The organism is Lactobacillus sp. WILCCON 0058 (assembly GCF_057198005.1).
Window position 1 is genome coordinate 655,353 of sequence record NZ_JBUBHM010000001.1, and the last position, 24,660, is coordinate 680,012.

27 protein-coding genes and 1 tRNA gene are annotated in these 24,660 nt (G+C 50.9%); 24 read left to right on the forward strand and 4 right to left on the reverse strand.

The window, feature by feature from the left end; genetic code table 11:
- Positions 1-74 precede the first annotated feature (74 nt).
- Positions 75-146, reverse strand: a tRNA-Arg gene (locus ACYVUU_RS03210).
- A 296-nt stretch (positions 147-442) separates the two neighbouring features.
- Between ACYVUU_RS03210 and ACYVUU_RS03215 the strand changes: the two genes are divergently transcribed.
- The 5 genes from ACYVUU_RS03215 (at position 443) to ACYVUU_RS03235 (ending at position 5,667) form a co-directional block, all read left to right on the forward strand.
- Positions 443-1,486: a sugar-binding domain-containing protein gene (locus tag ACYVUU_RS03215; protein ID WP_439775932.1), complete on the forward strand. Its 1,044-nt coding sequence runs from the start codon at positions 443-445 to the stop codon at positions 1,484-1,486.
- 37 nt (positions 1,487-1,523) lie between these two features.
- Positions 1,524-2,540: a type I glyceraldehyde-3-phosphate dehydrogenase gene (gene gap, locus ACYVUU_RS03220; RefSeq protein ID WP_201330120.1), complete on the forward strand. Its 1,017-nt coding sequence runs from the start codon at positions 1,524-1,526 to the stop codon at positions 2,538-2,540.
- Between the two features lie 96 nt (positions 2,541-2,636).
- A complete protein-coding gene (locus ACYVUU_RS03225; RefSeq protein ID WP_439775359.1) occupies positions 2,637-3,848 on the forward strand; it encodes a phosphoglycerate kinase in 1,212 nt (403 codons plus the stop codon).
- Positions 3,849-3,866: 18 nt separating this feature from the next.
- On the forward strand, positions 3,867-4,625 hold the full coding sequence (gene tpiA / locus ACYVUU_RS03230; protein WP_439775358.1) for a triose-phosphate isomerase: 759 nt from the start codon (positions 3,867-3,869) through the stop codon (positions 4,623-4,625).
- A gap of 475 nt (positions 4,626-5,100) precedes the next feature.
- Complete coding sequence (locus ACYVUU_RS03235) at positions 5,101-5,667, forward strand: GNAT family N-acetyltransferase (RefSeq protein WP_484499929.1); 567 nt, start codon at positions 5,101-5,103, stop codon at positions 5,665-5,667.
- Here ACYVUU_RS03235 and ACYVUU_RS03240 read toward each other — a convergent pair.
- Positions 5,624-6,193, reverse strand: coding sequence for an LURP-one-related family protein (locus ACYVUU_RS03240; RefSeq protein ID WP_484499930.1), 570 nt, complete (start codon positions 6,191-6,193; stop codon positions 5,624-5,626). The two genes, ACYVUU_RS03235 and ACYVUU_RS03240, sit on opposite strands and share 44 nt — an antisense overlap.
- Positions 6,190-7,074: a Cof-type HAD-IIB family hydrolase gene (locus ACYVUU_RS03245; RefSeq protein WP_439775355.1), complete on the reverse strand. Its 885-nt coding sequence runs from the start codon at positions 7,072-7,074 to the stop codon at positions 6,190-6,192. Before ACYVUU_RS03245 ends, ACYVUU_RS03240 begins: the two co-directional genes overlap by 4 nt.
- A gap of 161 nt (positions 7,075-7,235) precedes the next feature.
- On the opposite strand from ACYVUU_RS03245, the gene ACYVUU_RS03250 reads away from it, so the two are divergent.
- From ACYVUU_RS03250 to tsaE, 3 genes are read left to right on the forward strand one after another with little or no spacing between them, the layout of a single operon-like run.
- On the forward strand, positions 7,236-7,919 hold the full coding sequence (locus tag ACYVUU_RS03250) for a uracil-DNA glycosylase (protein ID WP_439775354.1): 684 nt from the start codon (positions 7,236-7,238) through the stop codon (positions 7,917-7,919).
- A gap of 19 nt (positions 7,920-7,938) precedes the next feature.
- On the forward strand, positions 7,939-8,928 hold the full coding sequence (pta, locus tag ACYVUU_RS03255) for a phosphate acetyltransferase (protein WP_439775353.1): 990 nt from the start codon (positions 7,939-7,941) through the stop codon (positions 8,926-8,928).
- A 7-nt stretch (positions 8,929-8,935) separates the two neighbouring features.
- On the forward strand, positions 8,936-9,421 hold the full coding sequence (gene tsaE / locus ACYVUU_RS03260; RefSeq protein WP_484499931.1) for a tRNA (adenosine(37)-N6)-threonylcarbamoyltransferase complex ATPase subunit type 1 TsaE: 486 nt from the start codon (positions 8,936-8,938) through the stop codon (positions 9,419-9,421).
- Positions 9,422-9,486: 65 nt separating this feature from the next.
- On the opposite strand, the gene ACYVUU_RS03265 is transcribed toward tsaE, so the two are convergent.
- Positions 9,487-10,020, reverse strand: coding sequence for a 3'-5' exonuclease (locus ACYVUU_RS03265; RefSeq protein WP_439775360.1), 534 nt, complete (start codon positions 10,018-10,020; stop codon positions 9,487-9,489).
- A 124-nt stretch (positions 10,021-10,144) separates the two neighbouring features.
- On the opposite strand from ACYVUU_RS03265, the gene murB reads away from it, so the two are divergent.
- The 16 genes from murB (at position 10,145) to ACYVUU_RS03345 (ending at position 24,496) form a co-directional block, all read left to right on the forward strand.
- A complete protein-coding gene (gene murB / locus ACYVUU_RS03270; protein ID WP_484499932.1) occupies positions 10,145-11,038 on the forward strand; it encodes a UDP-N-acetylmuramate dehydrogenase in 894 nt (297 codons plus the stop codon).
- A 46-nt stretch (positions 11,039-11,084) separates the two neighbouring features.
- Positions 11,085-12,173, forward strand: coding sequence for an ABC transporter ATP-binding protein (locus ACYVUU_RS03275; RefSeq protein WP_484499933.1), 1,089 nt, complete (start codon positions 11,085-11,087; stop codon positions 12,171-12,173).
- Positions 12,174-12,175: 2 nt separating this feature from the next.
- The gene (locus ACYVUU_RS03280; RefSeq protein ID WP_439775349.1) at positions 12,176-12,988 is read left to right on the forward strand and encodes an ABC transporter permease; all 813 of its coding nucleotides are present in this window, start codon (positions 12,176-12,178) and stop codon (positions 12,986-12,988) included.
- Entirely contained in the window at positions 12,985-13,788 is an 804-nt protein-coding gene (locus ACYVUU_RS03285; protein WP_439775348.1) for an ABC transporter permease, read from the forward strand. The genes ACYVUU_RS03280 and ACYVUU_RS03285 overlap by 4 nt, the downstream gene beginning before the upstream one ends.
- Positions 13,785-14,867, forward strand: a complete 1,083-nt coding sequence (locus ACYVUU_RS03290) for an ABC transporter substrate-binding protein (protein ID WP_484499934.1) — start codon at positions 13,785-13,787, stop codon at positions 14,865-14,867. Before ACYVUU_RS03285 ends, ACYVUU_RS03290 begins: the two co-directional genes overlap by 4 nt.
- A gap of 31 nt (positions 14,868-14,898) precedes the next feature.
- Positions 14,899-15,738, forward strand: coding sequence for a diadenylate cyclase CdaA (gene cdaA, locus ACYVUU_RS03295; protein ID WP_270447548.1), 840 nt, complete (start codon positions 14,899-14,901; stop codon positions 15,736-15,738).
- Positions 15,738-16,688, forward strand: coding sequence for a CdaR family protein (locus ACYVUU_RS03300; protein WP_439775346.1), 951 nt, complete (start codon positions 15,738-15,740; stop codon positions 16,686-16,688). Before cdaA ends, ACYVUU_RS03300 begins: the two co-directional genes overlap by 1 nt.
- Positions 16,689-16,713: 25 nt before the next feature.
- Positions 16,714-18,066, forward strand: a complete 1,353-nt coding sequence (gene glmM / locus ACYVUU_RS03305) for a phosphoglucosamine mutase (RefSeq protein ID WP_484499935.1) — start codon at positions 16,714-16,716, stop codon at positions 18,064-18,066.
- Between the two features lie 150 nt (positions 18,067-18,216).
- Positions 18,217-19,029, forward strand: a complete 813-nt coding sequence (locus ACYVUU_RS03310) for a Cof-type HAD-IIB family hydrolase (RefSeq protein WP_484499936.1) — start codon at positions 18,217-18,219, stop codon at positions 19,027-19,029.
- Positions 19,030-19,080: 51 nt separating this feature from the next.
- Positions 19,081-20,049: a serine hydrolase domain-containing protein gene (locus tag ACYVUU_RS03315; RefSeq protein WP_484499937.1), complete on the forward strand. Its 969-nt coding sequence runs from the start codon at positions 19,081-19,083 to the stop codon at positions 20,047-20,049.
- Positions 20,050-20,128: 79 nt separating this feature from the next.
- Complete coding sequence (locus ACYVUU_RS03320; protein ID WP_439775342.1) at positions 20,129-20,572, forward strand: CopY/TcrY family copper transport repressor; 444 nt, start codon at positions 20,129-20,131, stop codon at positions 20,570-20,572.
- Positions 20,566-20,940, forward strand: coding sequence for a cupredoxin domain-containing protein (locus ACYVUU_RS03325; RefSeq protein ID WP_439775341.1), 375 nt, complete (start codon positions 20,566-20,568; stop codon positions 20,938-20,940). The genes ACYVUU_RS03320 and ACYVUU_RS03325 overlap by 7 nt, the downstream gene beginning before the upstream one ends.
- Positions 20,940-22,859: a copper-translocating P-type ATPase gene (locus ACYVUU_RS03330; protein ID WP_484499938.1), complete on the forward strand. Its 1,920-nt coding sequence runs from the start codon at positions 20,940-20,942 to the stop codon at positions 22,857-22,859. Before ACYVUU_RS03325 ends, ACYVUU_RS03330 begins: the two co-directional genes overlap by 1 nt.
- 140 nt (positions 22,860-22,999) lie before the next feature.
- A complete protein-coding gene (locus tag ACYVUU_RS03335; RefSeq protein ID WP_484499939.1) occupies positions 23,000-23,386 on the forward strand; it encodes a fluoride efflux transporter FluC in 387 nt (128 codons plus the stop codon).
- 4 nt (positions 23,387-23,390) lie between these two features.
- Positions 23,391-23,750, forward strand: coding sequence for a fluoride efflux transporter CrcB (crcB, locus tag ACYVUU_RS03340; RefSeq protein WP_484499940.1), 360 nt, complete (start codon positions 23,391-23,393; stop codon positions 23,748-23,750).
- Complete coding sequence (locus ACYVUU_RS03345; RefSeq protein ID WP_484499941.1) at positions 23,747-24,496, forward strand: hypothetical protein; 750 nt, start codon at positions 23,747-23,749, stop codon at positions 24,494-24,496. The genes crcB and ACYVUU_RS03345 overlap by 4 nt, the downstream gene beginning before the upstream one ends.
- Positions 24,497-24,660 lie beyond the last annotated feature (164 nt).

Here is a 24,660-nt window from a genome sequence, read left to right on the forward strand (position 1 = left end):
AAGGCAAAACAAACAGAAAAAGATAAAAAAGACAAAAAGAAAACCGCTGCTGAAAAGCAGCGGTTTTAATATGATGGACCCCCTGGGAGTCGAACCCAGATTTCAAGAACCGGAATCTTGCGTGCGATCCATTACACTAAGGGTCCCAATCACAGTTATTAATTATAGCAGAGATTCAGAGAATGGGAAGGGGGAAAAGCAAAAAAATTGTAAAAACTTGTAAAGTATCTGCGAAAAAGCTCAAGAAAGTTATAAAACAGGCTTTTTGCCCGGGCAGGGCCAGAAAAAAACTTGCATACGGAGCGAATTCTGTTATACTAAGAGTGTCGAGAGAGAAATGGAGATTGAAGCGAAGTCTTGTTTCTCTTATATTTTTAAGCAATGTGGGACAGGAAACGACAACAACATGGTCGGAAAACGTCCCACTAGAAGGATGGTTACTTTGAACACGGATTTATCCCTGCTCGAACTGCTTGTTCCCGATGCTTTAAAGATCTTTCGACAAAGATATCTCATCCTTGAACAGGTTAGCCTGCATGCTCCGATCGGCCGCCGGACGGTGGCCAAGCAGCTGGGGCTGAGCGAACGGAACATCCGGACCGAAACTGATTACCTGCGTGACCAGGGTCTGATCGAAATCAAGAATTTCGGGATGTTCTTGACTGAAAAAGGAGAGAGTGTTGTAAAAGATGCAGCACCGATTGTTGATCGACTTTTTAATGCCAGCCAAGCAGAAGTATGGTTGGCCCAGGCTTTAGGAATTGATCGGACAATTATCGTGGCTGGCGACGCGGACCTGCAGAGCCGGGTTTATGACCTGGCGGGCGAAGAGCTGAATTCAGCCTTGAATTTGCTCTTGCCTCTGGCAGACTGCATTGTCACCGTCATGGGTGGCAAGACAATCGCCAAAGTGGCTAAGAAGCTGAACCGCAGCTTGAGTGAGAACCGGAGCTTGATCTTCGTCCCTGGCAGAGGGGCGCTGGGCGGCCGGGTCAACACGGAAAGCAACGCGGTTGTTCAGGAAATGGCCCGGGCGACTGGCGGCAGCTACGAATCCCTCTTTTTGCCGGAACATGTTTCCAAGGACGCTTACCGTTCTTTGGTCCGGGATCCGGAAATCAGTGGGGTGCTGCAGGATATCTCCCAAAGCGATGTCGTGATTCATGGCATTGGCCTGGCCAGTGAAATGGCCAGGAGGCGGGGCTACGATTCTGTTGCCCTGGCCCGTCTGCGGGAGAACAAGGCCGTCACCGAATGTTTTGGATGTTTCTTCGATGAAGAAGGCCACGTTGTCGAACGCATCAGACAGGTTGGATTGCAGTTCGAGAACCTAACGAACGTCCCGCATATTCTGGCAATTGCCCTTGGCACGAGAAAGGCCAAGGCTATCAAGGCCTATATGCGCAACGCTCCTCATCAAACCTGGCTTATCACTGATGAGGCAGCCGCAAATCAGATTTTAAACGGGTCTTCCCGCTTAAAATAAAATGTTGTTTATAGTTCTTAAGGAGGACTTTTCGAATATGACAGTTAAGATTGGTATTAACGGTTTTGGCCGTATTGGTCGTTTGGCATTCCGTCGTATCATGGACTTGGGTGAAGAAACCAAGGACATCGAAGTTGTTGCTATCAACGACTTGACTACTCCAGCTATGTTGGCTCACCTGTTGAAGTACGACTCAACTCACGGCACTTTCGACCACGAAGTTTCAGCTACTGAAGACTCACTGGTTGTAGACGGCAAGAAGTACCGCGTATACGCTGAACCACAAGCTCAAAACATTCCTTGGGTTAAGAACGACGGCGTTGACTTCGTTCTTGAATGTACTGGTTTCTACACTAGCAAGGCTAAGTCACAAGCCCACCTTGACGCTGGTGCAAAGCGTGTCTTGATCTCAGCTCCAGCCGGCAACGACTTGAAGACTATCGTTTACTCAGTAAACCAAGACACTTTGACTGCTGACGACACTATCGTTTCAGCTGGTTCATGCACTACCAACTCACTTGCTCCAATGGCTAACGCTTTGAACAAGGAATTCGGTATCGAAGTTGGTACTATGACTACTATCCACGCTTACACTGCAACTCAAAAGGTTTTGGATGGTCCTGACAGAGGCAACAACTTCCGCAACGCTCGTGCCGCTGCTGAAAACATCATTCCTCACTCAACTGGTGCAGCTAAGGCCATCGGTCTGGTATTGCCAGAATTGAACGGCAAGCTTGACGGCCACGCACAACGTGTTCCAGTTAAGGACGGTTCAGAAACTGAACTTGTTACTATCTTGGACAAGAAGGTAACTGCTGAAGAAGTTAACGCAGCTATGAAGAAGTACGAAAGCCCATCATTTGCTTACAACGCAGACCAAATCGTTTCTACTGACGTATTGGGCATGACTGCTGGTTCAATCTTCGACCCAACTCAAACCCAAGTTATCACTGCAGGCGACAAGCAACTTGTTAAGACTGTTGCTTGGTACGACAACGAATACTCATTCACTTGCCAAATGGTTCGTACTTTGTTGCACTTTGCTACTCTTTAATTTAAAGTTCTCTAAATTGAATTAGTAGTGTGAAAGAAGGCGGAGGGAAATATCTTCCTTCCGTCTTTTTTCGATGAATATAGGAGATTTTTTTCAATGGCTAAATTGATTGTTTCTGACGTAGACGTTAAGGACAAGAAGGTTTTGGTTCGCGTTGACTTCAACGTGCCGATTAAGGACGGCGTTATTGGCGACGACAACCGTATCGTAGCTGCTTTGCCAACCATCAAGTACATCATCGAAAACGGCGGCAAGGCTATCTTGCTTTCCCACCTTGGCCGGATCAAGAGCGATGAAGACAAGAAGAGCTTGAGCCTGGCTCCAGTTGCCAAGCGTTTGAGCGAATTGCTTGAAAAGCCTGTAACTTTCGTACCTTCAAACGAAGGCAAGGAAGTTGAAGACGCTATCAACAACATGAAGGACGGCGACGTAGTTGTTTTGGAAAACACTCGTTTCCAAGACATCGACAACGACTTCGGCAAGCGCGAATCAAAGAACGACCCTAAGCTGGGTGAATACTGGGCATCATTGGGTGACGTATTTGTAAACGACGCCTTCGGTACTGCTCACAGAAGCCACGCTTCAAACGTTGGTATCGCTACTGCCATGAAGGCTGCCGGCAAGCCTGCAGCTGCTGGTTTCCTGCTTGAAAAGGAAATCAAGTTCCTGGGCAACGCTGTTGCTAACCCAGTTCACCCATTCGTAACTATCCTTGGTGGTGCTAAGGTTTCTGACAAGATCGGCGTTATCACCAACTTGATTCCAAAGGCTGACCACATCATCATCGGTGGTGGTATGGCTTACACCTTCTTGAAGGCTCAAGGCCACAAGATCGGCAAGTCCCTGGTTGAAGACGACAAGGTTGAATTTGCCAAGGAATTGTTGGAAAAGGCTGGCGACAAGCTGGTTCTGCCAATCGACAACGTAGCTGCAACTGAATTCAACAACGATGCAGCTTCAGAAGTTGTTGGCCAAGACATCCCAGACAACGAAATGGGCTTGGACATCGGTCCTAAGACTGTTGAACTCTTCAAGAAGACTCTTGAAGGTGCCAAGACTGTTGTTTGGAACGGGCCAATGGGCGTCTTCGAAATGCCAAACTTCGCCAAGGGTACTTTGGAAGTTGGCCGTGCTTTGGCTGACTTGCCAGACGCTACTACTATTGTCGGCGGTGGTGACTCAACTGCTGCTGCCAAGCAATTGGGGATCGCTCCTAAGTTGACTCACATCTCAACTGGTGGTGGCGCATCTCTTGAATACCTTGAAGGTAAGGAATTGCCAGGTATCGCTTGCGTTTCAGACAAGTAGTTTAGGAGGATTTTTCAAATGTCACGTACCCCAATTATTGCTGGTAACTGGAAGCTGAACATGAACCCAAAGGAAACTGTTGAGTTCGTAAACGCTGTTAAGGACCAATTGCCAGACCCATCAAAGGTTGAATCATTGATCTGTGCACCAGCTGTTGACCTTGACGCTTTGCTGAAGGCTGCCGAAGGCTCAAACCTGCACGTCGGTGCAGAAAACTGCTACTGGGAAAACTCCGGTGCCTTCACTGGTGAAAACTCTCCAGCAGTTTTGAAGGAAATGGGCGTGCAATACGTCATCATCGGCCACTCAGAACGCCGTGGCTACTTCCACGAAACTGACGAAGACATCAACAAGAAGGCTAAGGCTATCTTTGCCAACGGCATGACTCCAATTCTTTGCTGCGGTGAATCACTGGAAACCCGTGAAGCCGGCAAGGAAAACGAATGGGTTGTCAGCCAAATCAAGGCTGGCTTGGAAGGCTTGACTAGTGAACAAGTTTCCAAGCTGGTGATCGCTTACGAACCAATCTGGGCGATCGGCACTGGCAAGACTGCTTCAAGCGACCAAGCAGAAGAAATGTGCAAGACTATCCGTGAAACTGTTAAGGACTTGTACAATGAAGAAACTGCTGAAAACGTCCGCATCCAATACGGCGGTTCAGTAAAGCCAGCCAACGTTAAGGAATTGATGGCTAAGCCAGACATCGACGGTGGCTTGGTTGGTGGTGCTTCACTTAAGCCAGACTCATACCTGGCTTTGGTAAACTACCAAGACTAATTTTTGACTGTCATATCAAAAACGCTCCCTCGGGAGCGTTTTTCTTTTTGCCTTTTTTACTTCTCTATCTTCTTTCTCTTTTGTTCCTTTTGCTTTTTAAAGTTTTTTTCTAAAAAATCTCAGCCTATTTGTTGACACCGCTTACAAAGGTGGTATTATATAAGTGTAAACAAAAGGAAAGAGTTAATATTCAAGGAGGATACTCCACCAGAAAGTTTAGCTTAAATTCGCAGAGCATAACTAAATTAGGCTCGAGAAAGGACTGAGACCACCATAAAATGCAGTCGACAATTGAAGATAGAAGAAGTTCCTAACGGTTAAGTACGTGAGTAGATTAACTGTTAGGAACTTTTTGTTTGCCCAAAAAAGCGGTAGATTATCATTTTTCTTCTGACTATAGTAACATGAATTGTAAGATCAAAAGTTATATAGAAAATACAAAGAAAACAAGAATTCAGAAGAAAAGGAGAAAAATATGATCCGCAAGGCAAGGAAAAGCGACTTTGAAGCAATTTACCCGATTTTGAACCAGATCTTTGACGAGATGGACATGGACACCATCAACCGCCTGCCGGAGAGCCAGTTCTACGACTTGATGCGGCTGGGCTTTATCTCAGAAAACTACCGCTATTCCTACAACCGGATCTGGGTCGAGACTGACGAAAATGACCGGGTCAGAGGGATGATCTGCATGTACCCGGACAAGGCCCAGGGCATTATCGATGTGGTTCTTAGAAAAGAAATGGCCAAGGTCGGCCTGCCGATGACCACTGATATCTTCACCGACAAGGAAGCCCAAAAGGGCGAATGGTACATCGATGCCTTGGCGGTTTCGCCTAAGGACTGGGGGAAGGGGATTGCCAGCCGCTTGCTGGAACTGGCTCCGAAACTGGCCAAGAAGCATGGCTACAAGAAGATCAGCTTGAATGTGGATCTAGAAAACCCTCGCGCACAGCAGTTATACTTGCGCAAGGGTTTCGCAACGACTAATTCAATGACTATTGGCGACCGCGTTTACGACCACATGGTAAAAACAGTCTGAAGAAGCTGGCCGTGCTGGTCGCCCGCCGGTTGATATTCGGGAACAAGTCCGGCAAATCGAGCGGGGTAACGTGCCACTGGGTAAAGAGAACTGCAATCAAAAGGATGAAGGGAGTATCTTCCTCCCGGCTGATCTGGCAAGTCAAGGTAATCCCCTTGTCGGCAACGACCGTGTCAACGGAAGCAACCTTCTTGAAGCCGCCGCGGAAGGAGTAGCTGCCTTGCTTGACGCTGCCATTGACCCAGTAGTTGAGCCGGGTAATGTAGAACAGGTTGGTCTGGCGGCTGTTGACCTTCTTGACGTGGACCAGGGAGTGATGAATCACGTCCAGGGTGTAAGAGGCAATTAGGCCTGTGCCATCGCTAAAAAGGCGGCCGATTTCTTCACCGCTGGTGTCCAGCAGGTAAAGGGTGTGGTTTGGATTGTCCAGGCGGCCGCGGATTGATCCAAAAGGCTTGCCTTCCTCGTCAGTGATTGGAATCTGGCCCGTGCGGCCTTCTTGGGTCAGGTAGAGAGTGTAAATCATTGGTCCTGCTCTTTTTGGTTGTCAGCAATGATCTTGTCGATAGCCCAAGCTACCCCGTCTTCATTGTTGCTCTTGGTGACGAAGCTGGCAATCGTCTTGATCTGCGGAACGGCATTGCCCATGGCCACCCCGGTACCGGCAGCCTGGATCATGCTTTCATCGTTCATGTTGTCGCCGATGGCCGCGATTTCCTCGCGCTGGATGCCCTTGGCCGCCGCGTAGTCCAGCAGGGACTGGCCCTTTTGTGCATTAGCAGCGTTGATTTCGATGTTGTCGGCCGCGCTGGAAGTAATTGAGAGCTTGTCGATTTGTTCAATTTCCTTGATGACGTCAGTGAAAGCGTACTGGCCCCGGGAATCGAAGACCAGGATCTTCATGACTTCAGTGCCTGGTTCATCCATCAAGTCTTCATAGCTTGGCACCTGCTGGATGCTGACGATGGCTGGCTTGCTGGCTGAAACCAAAACGGCCTGCTTGAAGGTCAGCATAGGGTTCAGTTCCACCATCAAGTGGGCCACGTTGGTGATCCGCTGGCTCAAGTCTTCTGAGTAGACGTGGTTGCTGGTGACCAGTTCGAAGTAGAAGCCTTCTTTTTTAAGCAGGCGGCAGATCTTCTTGGCGGTTTCCAGCTTCAGGGGATTCTTGACGATCAGGTTGCCAGCCGTGTCGAAGACCAAGCCCCCGTTTAAGTTGATAAAGCCGCAGTTAATTCCGTATTCTTTAAGCATGGGCTGGGATTCATGGGGTGCCCGGCCGCTGGCGACCATGAATTCAATTCCGTTTTCTTGAGCCCGTTTGATGGCTTGCACATTGGCGTCAGAAATTTCCATTGAAGAGTTCAGCAGGGTCCCGTCCAAGTCACAGGCGATCAGTTTAATCATGTTATTACCTCCTTGTTGTTATCGATTTCATAATAACATAAAGGAGGAAGTTTGATTATAGGAATACATTTCTTTATTTGAAAAAAGTTGTCGTGAATAATTTCACTAGTTCCTTTAAATCAAGGGGCAATCATGGTAAGATTGACTAAGGTGAATTACAGATGAAACATTTTATTGGAAATGATTGGGACCAGGTCCTTGCCCCGGTTTTTGAAAGTGATGAATATCACACGCTGCATGATTTTTTGAAAGAAGAATACCAGACCAAGCAGATCTATCCGGACATGTACCATATCTTTACGGCCTTCAAATTGACTCCTTTTAAAGATACCAAGGTTGTCATTTTGGGCCAGGACCCCTACCACAATCCCGGCCAGGCCAATGGCATGAGCTTTTCCGTCATGCCGGGCACGCCCCTGCCGCCGTCCTTGCGCAACATTTATAAAGAACTCTATGACGACGTTGGGGCTCAGCCGGTAAACCACGGCTATCTCAAGCGCTGGGCTGACCAGGGCGTCCTCTTGCTCAATGCCGTTTTGACCGTGCCATATGGCCAGGCTAACGGCCACCAGGGCAAGGGCTGGGAGGCGGTGACAGATGCTGCTATTAAGGCCTTGAGTGAGCGGGGACAGGTCGTCTTTATCCTGTGGGGCCGTTTTGCCCAAAACAAGATTCCCTTGATCGACCAGGAAAAGAACGTCATTATCAAGTCAGCCCACCCGAGTCCTTTTTCGGCTAACCGCGGCTTCTTCGGCTCCCGGCCCTTTTCAAGATGCAACGCGGCCTTAGAGGAGTTCGGCCTGGCTCCGGTTGACTGGCAATTGCCGCAAAACCCGGAAGCATGATTTTTTGAGGAGATTATTGATGGAAGTTTTTGAACAATTAAAGCAATTGATTAAGCAAAAAGACAAGCAGCGGATCGTTTTCCCGGAAGGGGAGGACCCGCGGATCCTGACGGCGGTCAGCCGCTTGAAGCAAGATGACTTGGTTGAACCGATCGTCTTGGGGCAAAAGGACCAGGTCCTGGCCCTGGCGGAAAAAGAAGGCCTGGACATGACCGGGATCGAAATCGTGGACTACCAAAACAGCCCGGACTTTGACCAGATGGTGGAAAAGTTCCACGACCGGATGGCCGGGGGCAAGCACTTCCAGACCATGGAAGAAGCTGAAGCAGCCTTGCGTGACGCCAACTTCTACGGGACCATGCTGGTTTACACCGGCCAGGCCGACGGGATGGTGTCCGGAGCGGCCCACTCAACGGCGGATACGGTCCGGCCAGCCCTCTTCATTTTGAAGACCAAGCCGGGGATGCACCGGATTTCCGGCTCCTTCATCATGGAAAGAGGAGAAGAAAAGTATGTCTTTGCTGACTGCGCGATTTCCATCGACCCGACCAGCGACCAGCTGGTTGAATTCGCGGCTCAGTCAGCTGCTACGGCCAAGATGATCGGAATCGACCCGAAGGTGGCCTTCCTCAGCTTCTCAACTCACGGCTCAGCCAAGGGCCCGCAGGTGGACAAGGTGGCGGAAGCTGCCAAAATGTTTAAGGAAAAGTACCCGGACATCCCGGCTGACGGCGACTTGCAGTTTGACGCGGCCTTCGTGCCAGCCGTTGCGGAACTTAAGGCACCTGGCTCAGCCGTAGGCGGTCAGGCCAATGTCTTCATTTTCCCGGAACTGCAGTCAGGCAACATCGCCTACAAGATTACCCAGCGCCTTGGCAACTTTACGGCAATCGGCCCGGTTTTGCAGGGGATTGCCAAGCCGGTCAACGACCTCTCTCGGGGCTGCAGCGCCGATGATGTTTACAAGATCGGGATTTTGACGGCGGCTCAAGCCGTAATGGAAGGTTAAAAAGCAGATGACAGAATTAGCAATCAATTCCGCTGCTGACATGCAGGCTTTTGGCGCTGCCCTGGCCCAAAGTGCCCAGCCCCACGACCTTTTGCTCTTAAAAGGGGACCTGGGGGCCGGCAAGACCACGATGACCCAAGGCTTTGGCCGGGCTCTGGGGATTAAGCGGCCAGTCAAAAGTCCGACCTTTACCCTGGTTCGGGAATACCGGGAAGGGAAGCTGCCCCTTTTTCACATGGACTTTTACCGGCTGGAAGGCGATGACCTGGCTTCAATCGACTTAAATGACTACCTGGCTGAAGAAGGCGTGGTCATCATCGAATGGCCCCAGGTGATCCAGGCTGACCTGCCCAGCGACTTTTTGGAGCTGGTTTTGACCCGGGTTGACGACTCCTGGGATTCAACCAAGCGCTTGGTTGAGCTCGTCCCGCACGGGCAAAGAGCGGCTGCCTGGGCAGAAAACGCCTGCCGTCTTTACCAGGAAAAGCAGTAAAGAAAAAACAAAAAGTAAATACAAAAGCAAAAATGGACCAGCTTGCTGCTGATCCATTTTTTTGCCTAGACTTGGTAGACAAATTTCTTCAAAAGCTCGCTGCCCCGCTTTTCCTCTTCTTTTAAGAGGATGCCGGCGCAGGCTTCGCTGTCGCTTAAGGCATTATGGTGGTGCCAAAGCTCAACGCCTAAAAGGTCAGAGACAGTGTTGAGCTGGTAGTTTTCCAGGCCTGGCTCCAGCTCCCGGCTGACCTTGAGGCTGTCTAACACCAGGTAGTGGGGCTCGGCAATCCCGTAGCGGGCCAGGGACTGCTTCATCACATTGCAGTCAAAGCGGGCATTGTGGGCCGCCACCAGCATCCCCGGCTGGAAAAGAGGCTGGATTTTGGGCCAGACCTCGGCCATGGTCGGCGCCCCCGCCACGTCTTCCGCGGTAATATCGTGCACCTTGACCTGCTGGGCGTCAAAGGCCATCTGGGGATTGATGACCGTGTAGAAGCGGTCGATAATCTTGCTGCCCCGCACTAGAACCAGGGCTAAAGAGCAGGCGCTGGCCGGGTGTTGGTTGGCAGTTTCAAAGTCCATGGCGACAAAATTCATCATTTGTAAAAGCCTCCGTTTGAACATAAGTCAAATTAAGCCAAGCAAACTTGGTCCAAGCTAGTATAACACAGCGTGAATGCGGTAAAATATCAAAAGGAAGATTTAGAGGAGGCAATTTTAATTGAAGCTGTATGACTTAAAAGCGCAAGGACTTGATTTGCAAGAAAACATTCCTTTGAGCCGCTATACTTTTACCCAAACTGGGGGACCGGCTGAATACCTGGCTTTCCCAAAGAATTTGGCAGAGCTGCAAGGGGCCCTGGCCGCGGCCAAGGAAGACCAGTTGCCGGTTACGGTAATTGGCAACGCGTCTAACTTGATCATCCGCGACAAGGGGATCAAGGGCCTGGTTTTGATCTTGACGGAAATGAAAGAGATCAAGGTCGAAGCTAATAAGGTCCACGCCCAAGCCGGGGCCAGAATCATCGATACCTCTTTCGCGGCTGGGGAAGCCGGCCTGTCTGGCCTGGAATTTGCCGCGGGGATTCCCGGTTCAGTCGGCGGAGCCGTCTTCATGAACGCTGGGGCTTATGGCGGTGAAACCAAGGACTGCCTGGAAAGCGCCACGGTTGTGACCAGAGACGGTGAGGTCAAGACCTACACGAACTCCGAGTTGCATTTTTCTTACCGGCACTCCCTTTTGCAGGAAAATGATGAAATCGTCATTGAGGCAACTTTTGCCTTAAAGGCAGGTGACAAGCTCGCAATCTTGGACCAGATGAACTACTTGAACGCTCTCAGAAGCTACAAGCAGCCTCTGGAATACCCGTCCTGCGGTTCAGTCTTCAAGCGGCCAACTGGTCACTTTGTTGGGCCGATGATCATCAAGGCTGGCCTGCAGGGCAAGCAGATCGGCGGGGCCCAGGTGTCAACCAAGCATGCCGGCTTTATCGTCAACAAGGGCGGAGCCACGGCCACCGACTATCTCAATTTGATTCACTATATTCAAAAGACGATTAAGGAAAAAGACGGAATTGCTTTGCAAACCGAAGTCCGCATCATTGGCGAGGAATAATGGATTAGAATAGAAGATAAAAGAAAAAGAAAAACAGGAACAGCAAATGGAAATTATTAAGTTAGATCACATCACCAAGCAGTATGATGATGGCTTTGTAGCCTTGAAGGACATCAACCTTGAGCTTGAGTCTGGCAAGTTCTACTCTTTGCTGGGGCCATCAGGTTCAGGCAAAACGACGATTTTGCGGATTATTGCCGGCTTTACGGAAGCGTCAGCCGGCAAGGTCTATTTTGACGGCCAGGATATTACCAATCTTGACGCCTCAAAGCGACATATCAATACGGTTTTTCAGAATTATGCTCTTTTTCCGCATTTGAATGTCTATGAAAACGTTGCTTTTGCCTTGAAACTGCGCCGGCGGCCGGAAAGCGAAATCCGGGAAAAGGTCAAAGATGCCTTGCATACTGTCCGCCTGGATGGTTATGCCAACCGGGAAATTTCCGAACTTTCCGGTGGCCAGCAGCAGCGGGTGGCGATCGCCCGGGCGATCATCAATGAACCTAAGGTGCTGCTTTTGGACGAATGCCTGTCAGCCTTGGACAAGCGTCTTAGAAAAGAAATGCAGTTTGAACTCCGGGCTATCCAGAAGAAACTGGGGATCACCTTTATTTTTGTCACTCACGACCAGGAAGAAGCACTGGCTATGAGTGATGAAATTTTCGTCTTAAACGACGGGGAGATCCAGCAGAGCGGGACGCCGGTGGACATTTACGACGAACCAGTCAATGACTTCGTTGCCCGCTTCATCGGGGACTCCAACATTTTGTCTGGCCGGATGATCCGGGACTTTGCCGTGGAATTTGCCGGCAAGAATTTTGAATGTGCCGACGCCGGGATCACCCCTGGGGAAAAAGTTGAAGTCGTCCTGCGGCCAGAAGATCTGGACATTACGGAGCCAGCCGCTGGCAAACTGCTGGTGACAGTGCAGAGCCAGCTTTTCTTGGGCGACCACTTTGAAATCAAGGCTATTGGCCAGGACGGCTTTGAATGGCTGATCCATTCCACCAACGGTGTCCAGATCGGCCAGGAAGTCGGCATCTTCTTTGATCCGGAAGACATCCACGTCATGCGGCTGGGCGAAACCGAAGAAGAATTCGATGCCCGCCTGGAAACTTATGAAGGTGAGGACTAGCGATGAAAAAGAACCGGCTTTTGTTTCTTTTGCCTTACCTGCTTTGGATCGGCCTCTTTGTGATTGCCCCGCTGGTCCTCATCTTGGGCTATTCACTGACTGATGCTCATAGCCATTTGACCCTGCAGAATTTCAGTGCCTTTTTCTCTAATGGCACTTTTTTGCGGATGATGGCTAATTCCTTTTGGTATGCCCTCTTGATCACCTTTATCTGTCTGCTGGTCTCTTATCCGACAGCCCTGGTTTTGACCAGGCTGAAAAACCAGCAGTTCTGGCTGATGCTGATCATTTTGCCGACCTGGATCAACCTTTTGCTCAAGGCTTATGCCTTTATCGGGATTTTTTCCCGAAGCGGGATGGTCAACCAGTTTCTCGGACTCTTTGGCATTGGCCCGGTAGGAATCATGTTTACCGACTTCGCCTTTATTTTCGTGGCGACCTATATCGAAATTCCCTTCATGGTCATGCCTATCTACAACTCGCTGAAGGAAATTGACCCGGCTCTTTTAAGCGCCAGCTCAGACCTGGGGGCCAATTTCTGGCAGACCTTCCGCTATGTGATCTGGCCCTTATCCTGGCCGGGCGTTGAATCTGGCATCCAGGCCATCTTCATCCCGTCTCTGTCCCTCTTCATGCTGACTCGCTTGATCGGGGGCAACCGGGTGATCACCCTGGGTACGGCAGTTGAGGAGTATTTCCTGACGACGATGAACTGGAATATGGGGGCGACTATCGGGGTAATCTTGATTGCCTTGATGTCAATTGTGATGCTGCTGACTTCGCGCAAGCAGCACAAGAAGGAAATTGAATTATGAAAAAGACCATTTGGGGCAGGGTGTACTTTGGCCTGGTGCTGCTGATCCTCTACCTGCCGATTTTCTACCTGATCTACTTTTCTTTCTCCAGCGGTTCCAGCATGGACCATTTCCGCCATTTTACCTGGGAGCACTACCAGACCTTGTTTGCTGACAAACGGCTTTTGGCCATCTTGCTGGAGACGATCATGCTGGCTCTTTTGTCCAGCCTGGCGGCAACTATTTTGGGGACTTTTGGGGCCATTGCTATCCAGCGCAGCAAGGAGGCTTCCCGCAAGGTCCTCCTGTCTTTGAACAATATCTTGATCGTCTCACCCGACGTTATTATCGGGGCCAGCTTCTTGATCCTCTTTACCGCCTTGGGCTTCAGCTTGGGCTTTGCCTCCGTCTTGCTCAGCCACATCGCTTTTTCCGTACCGATCGTGGTTTTGATGGTTCTGCCCAAGTTAAAGGAAATGGACAATTCCCTGGTTGACGCGGCCCGGGACCTGGGGGCAAACAACTATCAAGTCTTCAGCCAGGTCCTCCTGCCAGCCCTTACGCCGGGGATTTTGTCGGGCTTCTTCATGGCCTTGACCTACTCCTTGGATGACTTTGCGGTTACTTTCTTCGTGACCGGGAACGGCTTTACCACTTTGTCTGTTGAAATATATTCCCGGGCCCGGCAGGGGATTGACCTGGAAGTAAATGCCTTGAGCACGATCATTTTCTTGTTTGTCCTGCTTTTAGTCGGGGTCTACTATTTCCTGGCCAAGCGGCAAGGCAAGAAGGCTAATAAGCTGGGAGGGCTGCTGCGATGAAAAAAATACTTTCCGCGGCCCTGGCCATCCTCTTGGTCAGCTTCGGCCTTTTCCTGGGGGCGCAGAAATTGGACAGTTCCAGCGGCGGCTCCGCGTCAAGCAAGAAAGACTTGATCATTTACAACTGGGGTGACTATATTGACCCGGACCTAATCACCAAGTTTGAAAAGCAGACCGGCTACCATGTCATCTATGAGACCTTCGATTCCAATGAAGCCATGTACACCAAGATCAAGCAAGGCGGGACGGCTTATGATTTGGCCGTGCCGTCTGACTACATGATCACCAAGTTGCGCCGGGACAATCTTTTAGACAAGATTGATACCAGCCGCTTGAGTAATTTTAAGTACATCGGCAAGGAATTTTTGCACAAGTCCTTTGACGAAAAGAATGAGTACTCAGTCCCTTACTTCTGGGGCACCTTGGGCATCGTCTATAATGACCGCTATGTCAAAGAAGGCGAGATCAAGACTTGGAATGACCTCTGGAAGAAAAAGTACCGGGATCAGATCCTGCTGGTTGACTCAGCCCGCGATATCATGGGCATGGCCCTGGTTTCCATGGGTTATTCCATGAACGACACTAATTCTGCCCACCTTAAGGCAGCTAAGGCCAAGCTGGACAAAATTGGCAAGAACGTCAAGGCAATCGTGGCTGATGAACTGAAGATGTACATGGTGCAAAATGAAGCCTGGATCGGGGTCACTTACTCCGGGGAAGCCGCCACGATGATGGACCAAGATTCACATATTCACTATGTTGTGCCGGCCCAGGGCTCCAACTTGTGGTTTGACAACATCGTCATCCCTAAGACTTGCAAGAATAAGGAAGCAGCTTACAAGTTCATCAACTTCATGCTGGATCCGAAAAACGCGGCGCAAAATGCTGAATACATCGGCTACTCGACCCCGAATACCGCGGCTCAGAAGCTATTGCCAAAATCCGTCCGGGAAGATGCACAGTTCTACCCGCCAATGTCGACAATCAAGAATTTGGAAGTTTATCGGGATCTGCCAAGCAGCAAGGTGCAGGAATACAATGACCTCTTCCTGGAGTTCAAGATGTATGCCCGCAATTAGTTGACAGAAGAATGTAGAAAGGGAGAATTTTATGCAGTTTGATTTTGCAAGTCTGTGGACCTGGCATACCTTGTCGGTGGTTCTGGACGTCTTGATCACCTGGTATTTTATTTACCACTTGACCCTTTTGATCAAGGGGACCAAGGCAGTCCAGCTGGCCAACGGGATCATTTTGATCATGGTAGCCAGGGTCTTGGCCGGTTGGGCCCAGCTGACGACCGTTACTTTTATTTTGGACCAGATCGTTTCCTGGTCAGTCATCGGGATCATCGTCATCTTCCAGCCGGAAATCCGCCGGGGTCTGGAGCGCCTGGGCCGGGTCTCCCTGTTCTCTGATTCGGAAAACAGCGAGCGCGAGCAGCAGGAGAAGCTGGTCAAGGAGCTGGACAAGGCGATCCAGTACATGTCCAAGCGCCGGATCGGGGCTTTGATTACCCTGGAGCAAAAGACCGGCCTGGAAGAATATGTGGAAACAGGGATCAAGCTTGATGCCCTGGTTACCGGGGAATTGCTGATCAACATCTTCATCCCCAACACGCCTTTGCACGACGGGGCGGTCATCATCAAAAATAACCGGGTTCAAGTAGCTTCAGCCTACCTGCCCCTGTCTGACAATGCCATGATTCCCAAGAGTCTGGGGACCAGACACCGGGCAGCTGTCGGGATTTCTGAAGTAACCGATGCCATCACTGTGGTCGTTTCTGAAGAAACGGGTGGGGTGACCATCACCAGAAACGGCCAGTTCATGGTCGACCTCAGCCAGCAGGAATACCTCAAGTACCTGCGGGCCGAACTGGTCACTGAAGAAAAGAAGAAGCAGCCATGGCCAATCCGCCTGGCCCGGGGCATCTGGAACTGGGGGGATAAATAATGCACAAACTGATTGAGCAAAAATGGTTTTACAAGCTTTTTTCCCTGCTTTTGGCCATCGTCTTGGTTGCCTTCGTTGACAATACCCAGGTCAACACCAGCAACCAGACCAAGGTCCAGGAAACGGCCAGCACTGAGCAGAGTCTGAAGATGGCCCTGCAGGTGTCAGTGGACGCTGACAAATACTATGTCACCGGTTATCCTTCTAAGATCAAGGTGACCTTGGAAGGGCCCAATGCCCTGGTTACTTCTGCTGTCAACACCCAGAATTTCCGGGTCTACATTGACCTAAGCAAGCTGGGCGTCGGCAGCCACCAGGTCCCGGTCAAGGTTAGCGGCCTGCCCAGCCAGGTTTCCTACAAATTGTCGCAGAAAAGCGTGAAGGTCAACATTCAAAAGAGAAAGTCCCGCACTTTGCCGGTCCAAATAGGTTATAATAAGAATGCTGTTGCTCAAGGCTATGACATCGGTACGCCGACAGTCAGCCCGGAGACGGTTGAAGTCACCGGGGCCCAGAGCGAAGTGAAAGCGATCGACCACGTGCAGGCCCAGCTGGTCGTGCCGAACGGCAGCACCGAAACGGTCCGGCGGAATGTTCTCTTGGCGGCATATGACGCCAAGGGCCACCAGCTCAACGTGGTGATCAGTCCGGCAACGGCCCGGGTAACCCTGCCTTTGTCGGTTTCTAAGAAGACGGTTAAGCTGAAGCTGAATGCCAGTCATGGCTCAAGCAAGAAAGTTTACTCCTTGACTGCCAAAGAGGAAAAAGTTACCCTCTATGGGCAAAAGGAAGCCCTAAAGAAGATCAGTTCCCTGACTTTGGACGTTGATCTGACTAATATCAAGTCTTCGGTCACCAAGTCCTTCCGCCTGCCAGTTCCAAGCGGGGTTGCCTGGGTTTCGCCAGGCAGCGTGGACGTCCAGATCGAAGTCAGCGATTCGAACAACTAGAAATTAAAGAAAGGTTCTTTGCAACATGCTTAAATATTTTGGTACTGACGGTGTTCGCGGTGAAGCCAACAAGGTTTTGACCCCGGAAATGGCCTTTAAATTGGGCCGGATGGGTGGCTACGTGCTGACCAAGGAAAAGGAAGACGGCGGTCAGGCCCGGGTTCTGGTTTCAAGAGATACCCGGATTTCCGGTGAAATGCTGGAATACGCTTTGATTTCCGGTCTTCTGTCAGTCGGCATCGAAGTTCTGGAATGCGGAGTCATGACCACTCCAGGCCTGTCCTATCTGGTCCGGGCTCAAGGGGCTGATGCCGGCGTGCAGATTTCCGCTTCTCACAACCCAGTTGAAGACAACGGGATCAAGTTCTTTGGCAGCGATGGTTTGAAATTGTCTGATGCCAAGGAAGAAGAAATCGAAGAACTGATCGATGCCAAGCAGGACATGCTCCCGCGGCCATCAGCAGAAGGCCTGGGCACGGTAACCGACTTCCGCGATGGCAGCAATAAGTACATCCAGTTCTTGGAAAACACCATTCCTGAAGACTTGAGCGGGATCAAGGTCGTGATCGACGGGGCCAACGGGGCAGCCAGTGCCTTCATCTCCCGTTTGTTTGCTGACCTGGATGTTGACTTTACCACTATTTCAACCCACCCGAACGGGTTGAACATCAACGACCACTGCGGGGCAACACACACTGACCGCCTGCAAGAAGAAGTAGTCAAGCAGGGTGCTCAACTGGGCCTGGCCTTTGACGGGGATGCTGACCGCTGCATCGCGGTTGACGAAAACGGCAACGAAGTCGACGGCGACCACATCATGTACGTGATCGGCTCCTACTTGGCTGACCACGGCCGCTTGAAGAAGGATACGATCGTCACGACCGTCATGAGCAACCTGGGCTTCACCAAGGCCTTAGAGCGCCGGGGGATCAAGAATGTCCGCACCCAAGTCGGCGACCGCTACGTTTCTGAAGAAATGCGGGCCAACGGCTACAGCCTGGGCGGGGAACAATCCGGCCACGTGATCATCAGCGACTACCACAACACTGGTGACGGGATGCTGACTGGGATCCACTTGATGCTGGTGATGAAGAAGACTGGCAAGTCCCTGACTGAACTTTTGGCCGACTTCAAGGAATACCCGCAAGTTTTGGTCAATGTTCCAGTTAAGGACAAGAACAGCTGGAAGGACCACCAGGCAGTTGTCGATGCTATTGAATCAGTCGAAAAGGACATGGCTGGCGACGGCCGGGTTCTGGTTCGCCCTTCAGGTACCCAGGAACTGCTCCGGGTCATGGCTGAAGGCCCAACCCAGGAAATCACCCAGGAATACGTTGACCGGATCGTCAAGGTAGTTACGGCTGAAATGGGCGAATAAAAAGAAGCAAGTTAAGAAGCTGTAAAGCTGAGAGCAAGGAAAGTTCAAATCGAGCTTTCCTTTTCTTTTGGATGGATTTTTTCTTTTTTTACGGGAAAAATTCTGCAATAATTAAGTAAGAATAGGCTTTGGACTACATAGGAGGAAAATATGGCGATTAAAATGCTGGCCATCGACTTGGATGGCACCCTGCTGACAGACAGCAAGACGATTTTGCCAGGGACTTACAAGGCTCTGCAGGAAGCAAAAGCAGCCGGGATCAAGATTGTGCTGACTTCCGGCCGGCCCCTGTCAGGCATTAAGGGCTACGCGGAAGAATTGGGTTTAAGTGGCAGTGAAGAGTACGCGATCCTCTTCAACGGGGCCGTGGTGCAAAACCTGGACGGCCGGGTCTTGATCAGCCACGAGCTGGACTTTGGCGACTTCAATACCCTGCTTCATATGCAGCGGCTCAGCGACGTCAACCTGGATTTTGAAACTCCAGAGCGTTTTTATACCTTGGACAAGAAGATTTCCATCCGCATGCAGGTCGACGGGGCGGAAACCAAGAACCAGCTTTGGATTCAAGACAGAAGCGACTTCAAGAAGGACTTTACCTTTGCCAAGGCGGTCTATCAGTGCGATGACCCAGACCAAGTTGATCGCCTGTGGAACCGGCTGCCAGACTGGTTCTTCCAGACTTACGCGGTTGTCCGCAGCTGGCCGGAAGTCGTTGAAGTCGGGTCACTGGCCGCTTCAAAAGGCTACGCCGTCAGCGAACTGGCCTCAAGACTGGGCCTTTCGGGCAGTGAAGTCATGATTTTCGGTGACCAGGGCAACGACCGGTCCATGTTTGAAATTCCAGACTTCAAGCGGGTGGCCATGGGCAATGCCATCGACGAGATCAAGGACCTGGCTGACTACGTTACCGACACCAACGAACGCGACGGGATCGCCAAGGCCCTGCGGAAATTAGTTCTATAAGAGAAAAGGGCAGATCTGCGGATCTGCCTTTTTTCTTTTTCAGGAGGAAAAATGACTACGGCAGAAATTGAAGAGAAAATCACCGGCATTTTTAAAGAGGCGGTTGAGCAAAAAATCGTAAATGGGGTCTCCTATGCCATAATTGACCTGGAAAGGATCAGCCGGCACTACCTGGGCCAGGCTGAGCCAGGCCAGCTTTACGACCTGGCTTCTTTGACCAAGGTAGTGGGGACGGCCAGCGGGATCTTTAAAGAGATAGATGAGGGGAAAATCAGCTTGAAGGACCGGGTAGGAGACTTTTTTCCAGCGGCTTTTCCGTTTGTTACAGTAACAGACCTGCTTTTGCACACCAGCGGCTTGCCGGCAGACTTGGACAATGTCTGGCAGTACCAAAGCCCGGAGGAGGTCTGGCAGGCGGTATTAGCCACTAAGCCCCTTTATTTGCCCGGCCGGGAGTCAGTTTATTCCGACCTCAACTTCATTATCTTGGGCAAAATCCTGGAGCAGGTCAGTGGGCAAAACTTGAGCAGCTTTTTGCGGGAGGAAATTTTTGCCCCTTTGGGCATGCGGGAGACCGGCTTTTTGCTCAAAGGAAAAAGAGACCGCTTTGCCAAAACTGAGATAACTAAAGAAAGAGGACAGGTCTGGGGGACCGTCCATGACGAAACCGCCTGGCAGCTGGGCGGGGTAGCAGGCCATGCGGGCCTGTTTTCAACGCTGGATGACTTGGCCTGCTTCAGCCAGGCATATTTGACGACGGATAGTCCGCTTGTTGCCAGTTTGTTTGACTATGATTGCTTTGAGCGGACTCTGGCCTGGATCCGCTGGCAAAAAGGCCGCCGCTTCCTCTGGCATACCGGCTTTACTGGACCTGGATTAGGCTTTGATTTTGAAAATGGGCGGGCTCTGGTTATTTTGGCCAGCTCCGTTTACCCTAAGCGGGGCAATGAGGCCTGGCTGCTGGCCCGCCGGCAGGCCGCCAAGACTTTTTTCGCCTGCGGCTACCGGGAAGGAAATTAAGAGTAAATCGTTGACAAATGTAAACATTAGTGTAGAATAGTTTTTGTAAAGGTTACAGATGTAAACAAGGAGGAAGAAGATGGAAGAGGAATGCCGGATTTCAGCTGCTGAATGGCAAGTCATGCGGGTGGTCTGGACCCTGGGCCAGGCCAATAGCAGCCAGATTATCGATCAGCTGGAGGCAAAATGTGCCTGGAGCCCGTCAACGGTCAAAACTTTGCTGCGGCGCTTGGAAAAGAAGGGCTTTTTGCAGGTTGACCGGCAGGAACGCCGCTTCGTATACCGGGCGGCTAAAGCAGAAGGCGAAGCCATGCATGAGAGCTTGACGGCGGAATTTGCCGCTATGTGCGACATGCATAAGGGAGAAATGCTTCTGCGCTTGCTGGACGACCTGCCTTTAAGCAAAAGCGACCTTGAGGCAATTGCCAAAAAGGCGGCCGAAAAGGCGAAGACAGCTCCGGAAAAAGTTGAATGCAATTGTTTAAGTACTTGTGAGCATATGGAAGGTGGACAGGAATGTTAGTTAATGTGTTAGTAGTCTTGGGTGCGGCAGCTTTGATCGGCTTGATTGCCTGGTGGTTTTTCGGCAATTTCCAACAGAGCAGCCAGCAGGCAGATCTTGCAAATGGCCGCCAAGAAGGCCAGGTAGTCGTCAAGGGCGGCTATGAGCCGGAAGTTCTCTATTTAAAAAAGGGCGTGCCGGCTGAAGTAACTTTTAAGATGGAAGACAAGACAGCCTGCCTCAGTCACGTGGTCTTTTCTTCTTTAGGCGTGGACAAGGACTTGAGCAAGGAAAAGCTGACCAAGGTCCAGATCCCGACTGACAAGGCCGGGGAAATTGGCTATGCCTGCGGCATGGACATGTTTCATGGAAAGATCGTGGTTAAATAATGGAATTGACTAATTGGCGCCGCTTTTGGCTGTCTCTGATATTGTCGCTCCCGATGCTGGCTCAGATGATTTTGATGGTCTGGGGGATCATGCTGCCAGGGGTCAAGACTTATTCGCTGATCGCGACCAGCTTGATCATGCTGGTCGTCGCGGCTGGGCCCTACATCCAAAGCGCCTGGGCAGCTTTTAAGCGCCACCAGGCCAACATGAACAGCTTGATCGCCATTGGCACCAGCGTGACTTATGTCTACAGCCTTTTTGCCTACTTCACTGGCCGGCCGGTCTACTTTGAAAGCGCGGCCTTTATCTTGATTTTCGTTTTGCTGGGGGATGCCCTGGAAGAAAAAATGCATGACCGGGCAGCAGCTTCACTCAATAAGCTGCTGGAACTGCAGGCCAGCGAAGCCGAGGTCAAGCGGGGAGAAGACTTTGTCAAGCTTCCTCTGGACCAGGTCAAGGCCGGCGACATAATCAAGGTGCGGCCGGGCGGCAAGGTGCCGGTTGACGGCCGCCTGCTTTCCGGGCAAAGCAGCGTCAACGAAGCCATGGTGACCGGGGAAAGCATGCCGGTTGAGAAAAAGCCGGGCGACAAGGTGATTGGGGCAACTATCAACGGCAGCGGCAGCTTCTTGATGGAAGCTGAGCAGGTCGGGGAAGAGACCATGCTGGCCCAGATCGTCCAGGTGGTCAAGCAGGCCCAAAATTCCCGGGCACCGATTCAGAAACTGACTGACAAGGTAGCCAACTACTTTGTGCCGGCGGTTTTGATCACCAGCATCCTGGCTTTTGCCATTTGGCAAGTCTTCAGTCCGGTAGGGCCAGTCCAGGCCATGCTCTACGCTGTTTCCGTCATCGTGATTGCCTGTCCCTGTGCTTTGGGCCTGGCCACGCCGACGGCCTTGATGGTGGCCAGCGGCCGCAGCGCCCGGATGGGCGTCTTGATTAAAGACGGGGAAATTTTGGAAGCAGCGGCTAAAATCAAGACCATTGTTTTTGACAAAACCGGGACTTTGACGGTTGGCCAACCAAAGGTGGTTGACCAGGTGGGGGATAAGGAAAGCCTCAGCCTGGCGGCCAGTCTGGAAGCAAATTCTGAACACCCCTTGGCCCAGGCTATCGTAAATAGCGCAAAAGAAGCCGGCCAGTCCCTCTTGCCGGTCAGTGATTTTTCAGCTGAAGAAGGCAGGGGCGTGGAAGGCAAAGTCGCTGGACACTTAGTTAAGGTCGGCCGGGCTGACTATGTCAGCGCCTCAGAAGCTTGGGTGAAGCAGGCAGACGGCTTGGCTGAAGCTGGCAAGACGGTGGTTTTTGTCCAAAAAGATGCTGACGTCATTGGCCTCTTGGCCTTGCAAGATGCTCCCCGCCCAGAAGCCAAAGCTGTCTTGGGTGAGCTTAAAGACCGCGGCATTAAGACGGTGATGCTGACAGGTGACAACCAGCAGCTGGCGGAAAAAATCGGCCGGCAGCTGGGAGTCGGCCAGGTCGAAGCCGGTCTTTTGCCAGGAGAAAAGGCCGACCGCTTGGCCAAATTGAAAGAAGAAGGGCCAGTAGCCTTTGTCGGCGACGGGATTAACGACGCTCCGGCTCTGTCACTAGCTGATGTCGGCATTGCCATGGGCAGCGGGACTGACGTGGCTAAAGAAGCCGGCGGAATCGTCCTAATGACCAGCAGCTTGACTGGGGTCTTGCGGGCACTTGACTTGTCTAAAAAGACCTTTACCCGGATCAAGCTAAACCTCTTCTGGGCCTTGATCTACAATTTGATTGGGATTCCAGTTGCTGCCGGCCTCTTCTCCTTTATTGGGGTCAGTCTCAGTCCGGAAATGGCTGCTTTGGCCATGGCCTTCAGTTCAGTATCAGTCCTGCTTTCATCTCTTATGCTGAACTGGAGCAAGATTGCCGGGAATGGCAATAGATAATCTGCAAAATAGCAAAAAGCTTTTATAGCCTTAAAAGTGGAAACGCCAGCCAGGCGCTTCCATTTTTTTGTTTGCCTTTGAAGCGCTTTCTGATGTAATCTAGTAATTAGTGCGTTATTACGTGCAAGATGAGGTGGACAATGGATGCAGTAAAAAATTATCTTAGCGTGGCTTTTTTTGCCTTTTTCGGTGGCCTGGCCCGCTATGGCTTAACAGCAGCATTTTCTTTTTACGGGACGGTGATTGCCAACCTTTCAGGCTGCTTTCTGCTGGCCTTTCTGACCTACTTTTTCTTGAAAAAATCAAGCGCGCGGGCTTGGCTGACAACGGGCCTGGGAACGGGCTTTGTCGGAGCCTTTACAACTTTTTCCAGCTTTAACCTGGATGCCTTTAAGCTCTTGATCGGCGGACAGAATTTTGGGGCTTTGGTCTACTTCATCGGCACGATCGCGGTCGGTTTCCTTTTTGCTTGGTTAGGCAAAGAGGCGGCCAACTTTGCCGCAGACAAACTTTTGGAAAGGAGGTAACAAGATGATTTTCGCGGTTGGATTTGGGGCCAGCCTGGGGGCGGTAGCCCGCTACGGCTTGACCTGTTACGGCAAGAAGCACTGGATGAAAGGAACGACCTTCCCTTGGCCGACGCTTGTGATCAACTTGACGGGTGCCTTTTTGCTGGGCCTGGCCTTTGCCCTGCAGCTGCCAGTGGTTGTCTATGCTTTTCTGGGCACCGGCGTTTTGGGCGGCTTTACGACTTTTTCTACCTTGAACACGGAAATGGTCTCTTTGGCTGAAAATGGGCAAAAGCGCGTCCTTAAGCGCTACCTGTTGGCTAGTTACCTGGGCGGGGCTGTCCTTTTGACTTGCGGATATTATCTTGGAAGCCTGCTATGAAAAAAAGTCAACTAATACTGCGCAAAAGCCTGTGCACCCTGGCTGCCATAGTCTCCCTGGTGGCTCTGTTGAGCAGCCCCGTTACTTTTAAAATGGATGAGACCAAGGACTATGCTTCCAGCTTGATTGACACTTTTGCCAATCAAAGCGATGGCAGTGCCATGTCGATCGCGGCTAAAGCAGCGGTTGAATCGGGCTTGAAGGAAGATTTGGTCGCCCAATTGCCAGACAAGGTAGAGATCAGTGAGTCCTATCTCAGCCTTTACCGGCTGGTTTCCCGCTACCGGGAAAACAAGCAGCTGAAGTCCAGCGACTTGAAGCTGCCAGCTAAAAACAAGGTTCAGCTTTTTATGGATGATTTGATCCTTTACCTGGTCAACAGCGAACTCAAGGTGCATGAAGGAGAGCTGCAGCAGATTACCCAGATCTACCAGCTTTCCTTATGGATCATCTGCGTCCTGTATTTGCTGGGCGTGGCCCTGCTGTTTTTTAACCGCTATCTATCCTGGCTGCCATTTTTACTGGGGTCAGTCAGTGCCTTTGGCTTCCAGGTCTTTATCACGCATACCCTGACGGAAATGGTCCAGCAGGAAGTCTATTCCAAGATGTACTTTACCTACTCCTGGGGCAGCTGGGTTGGCTTTCTTTTGGCCCTGGTCCTGGCTGGCTATCTGCTTTACGCGGACATTTGCCGCTACCGGGCAAAAAAAGAGCCAAGTGCTGATCAAGAAGCCAAAAATGATTAAAATAGTTTTTTAAGCCAAGACGGACAGTCTTGGCTTTTTGTTTTTGCAGGAAAAATGATGTTTTACTTTGAAAGGGTGACTCTACTTGCTCTGGTATAACAACTTTTATATAATATAAAGAATAGGTTAATACTGGATAATCGATGTTGCTTTAATTATAGCTT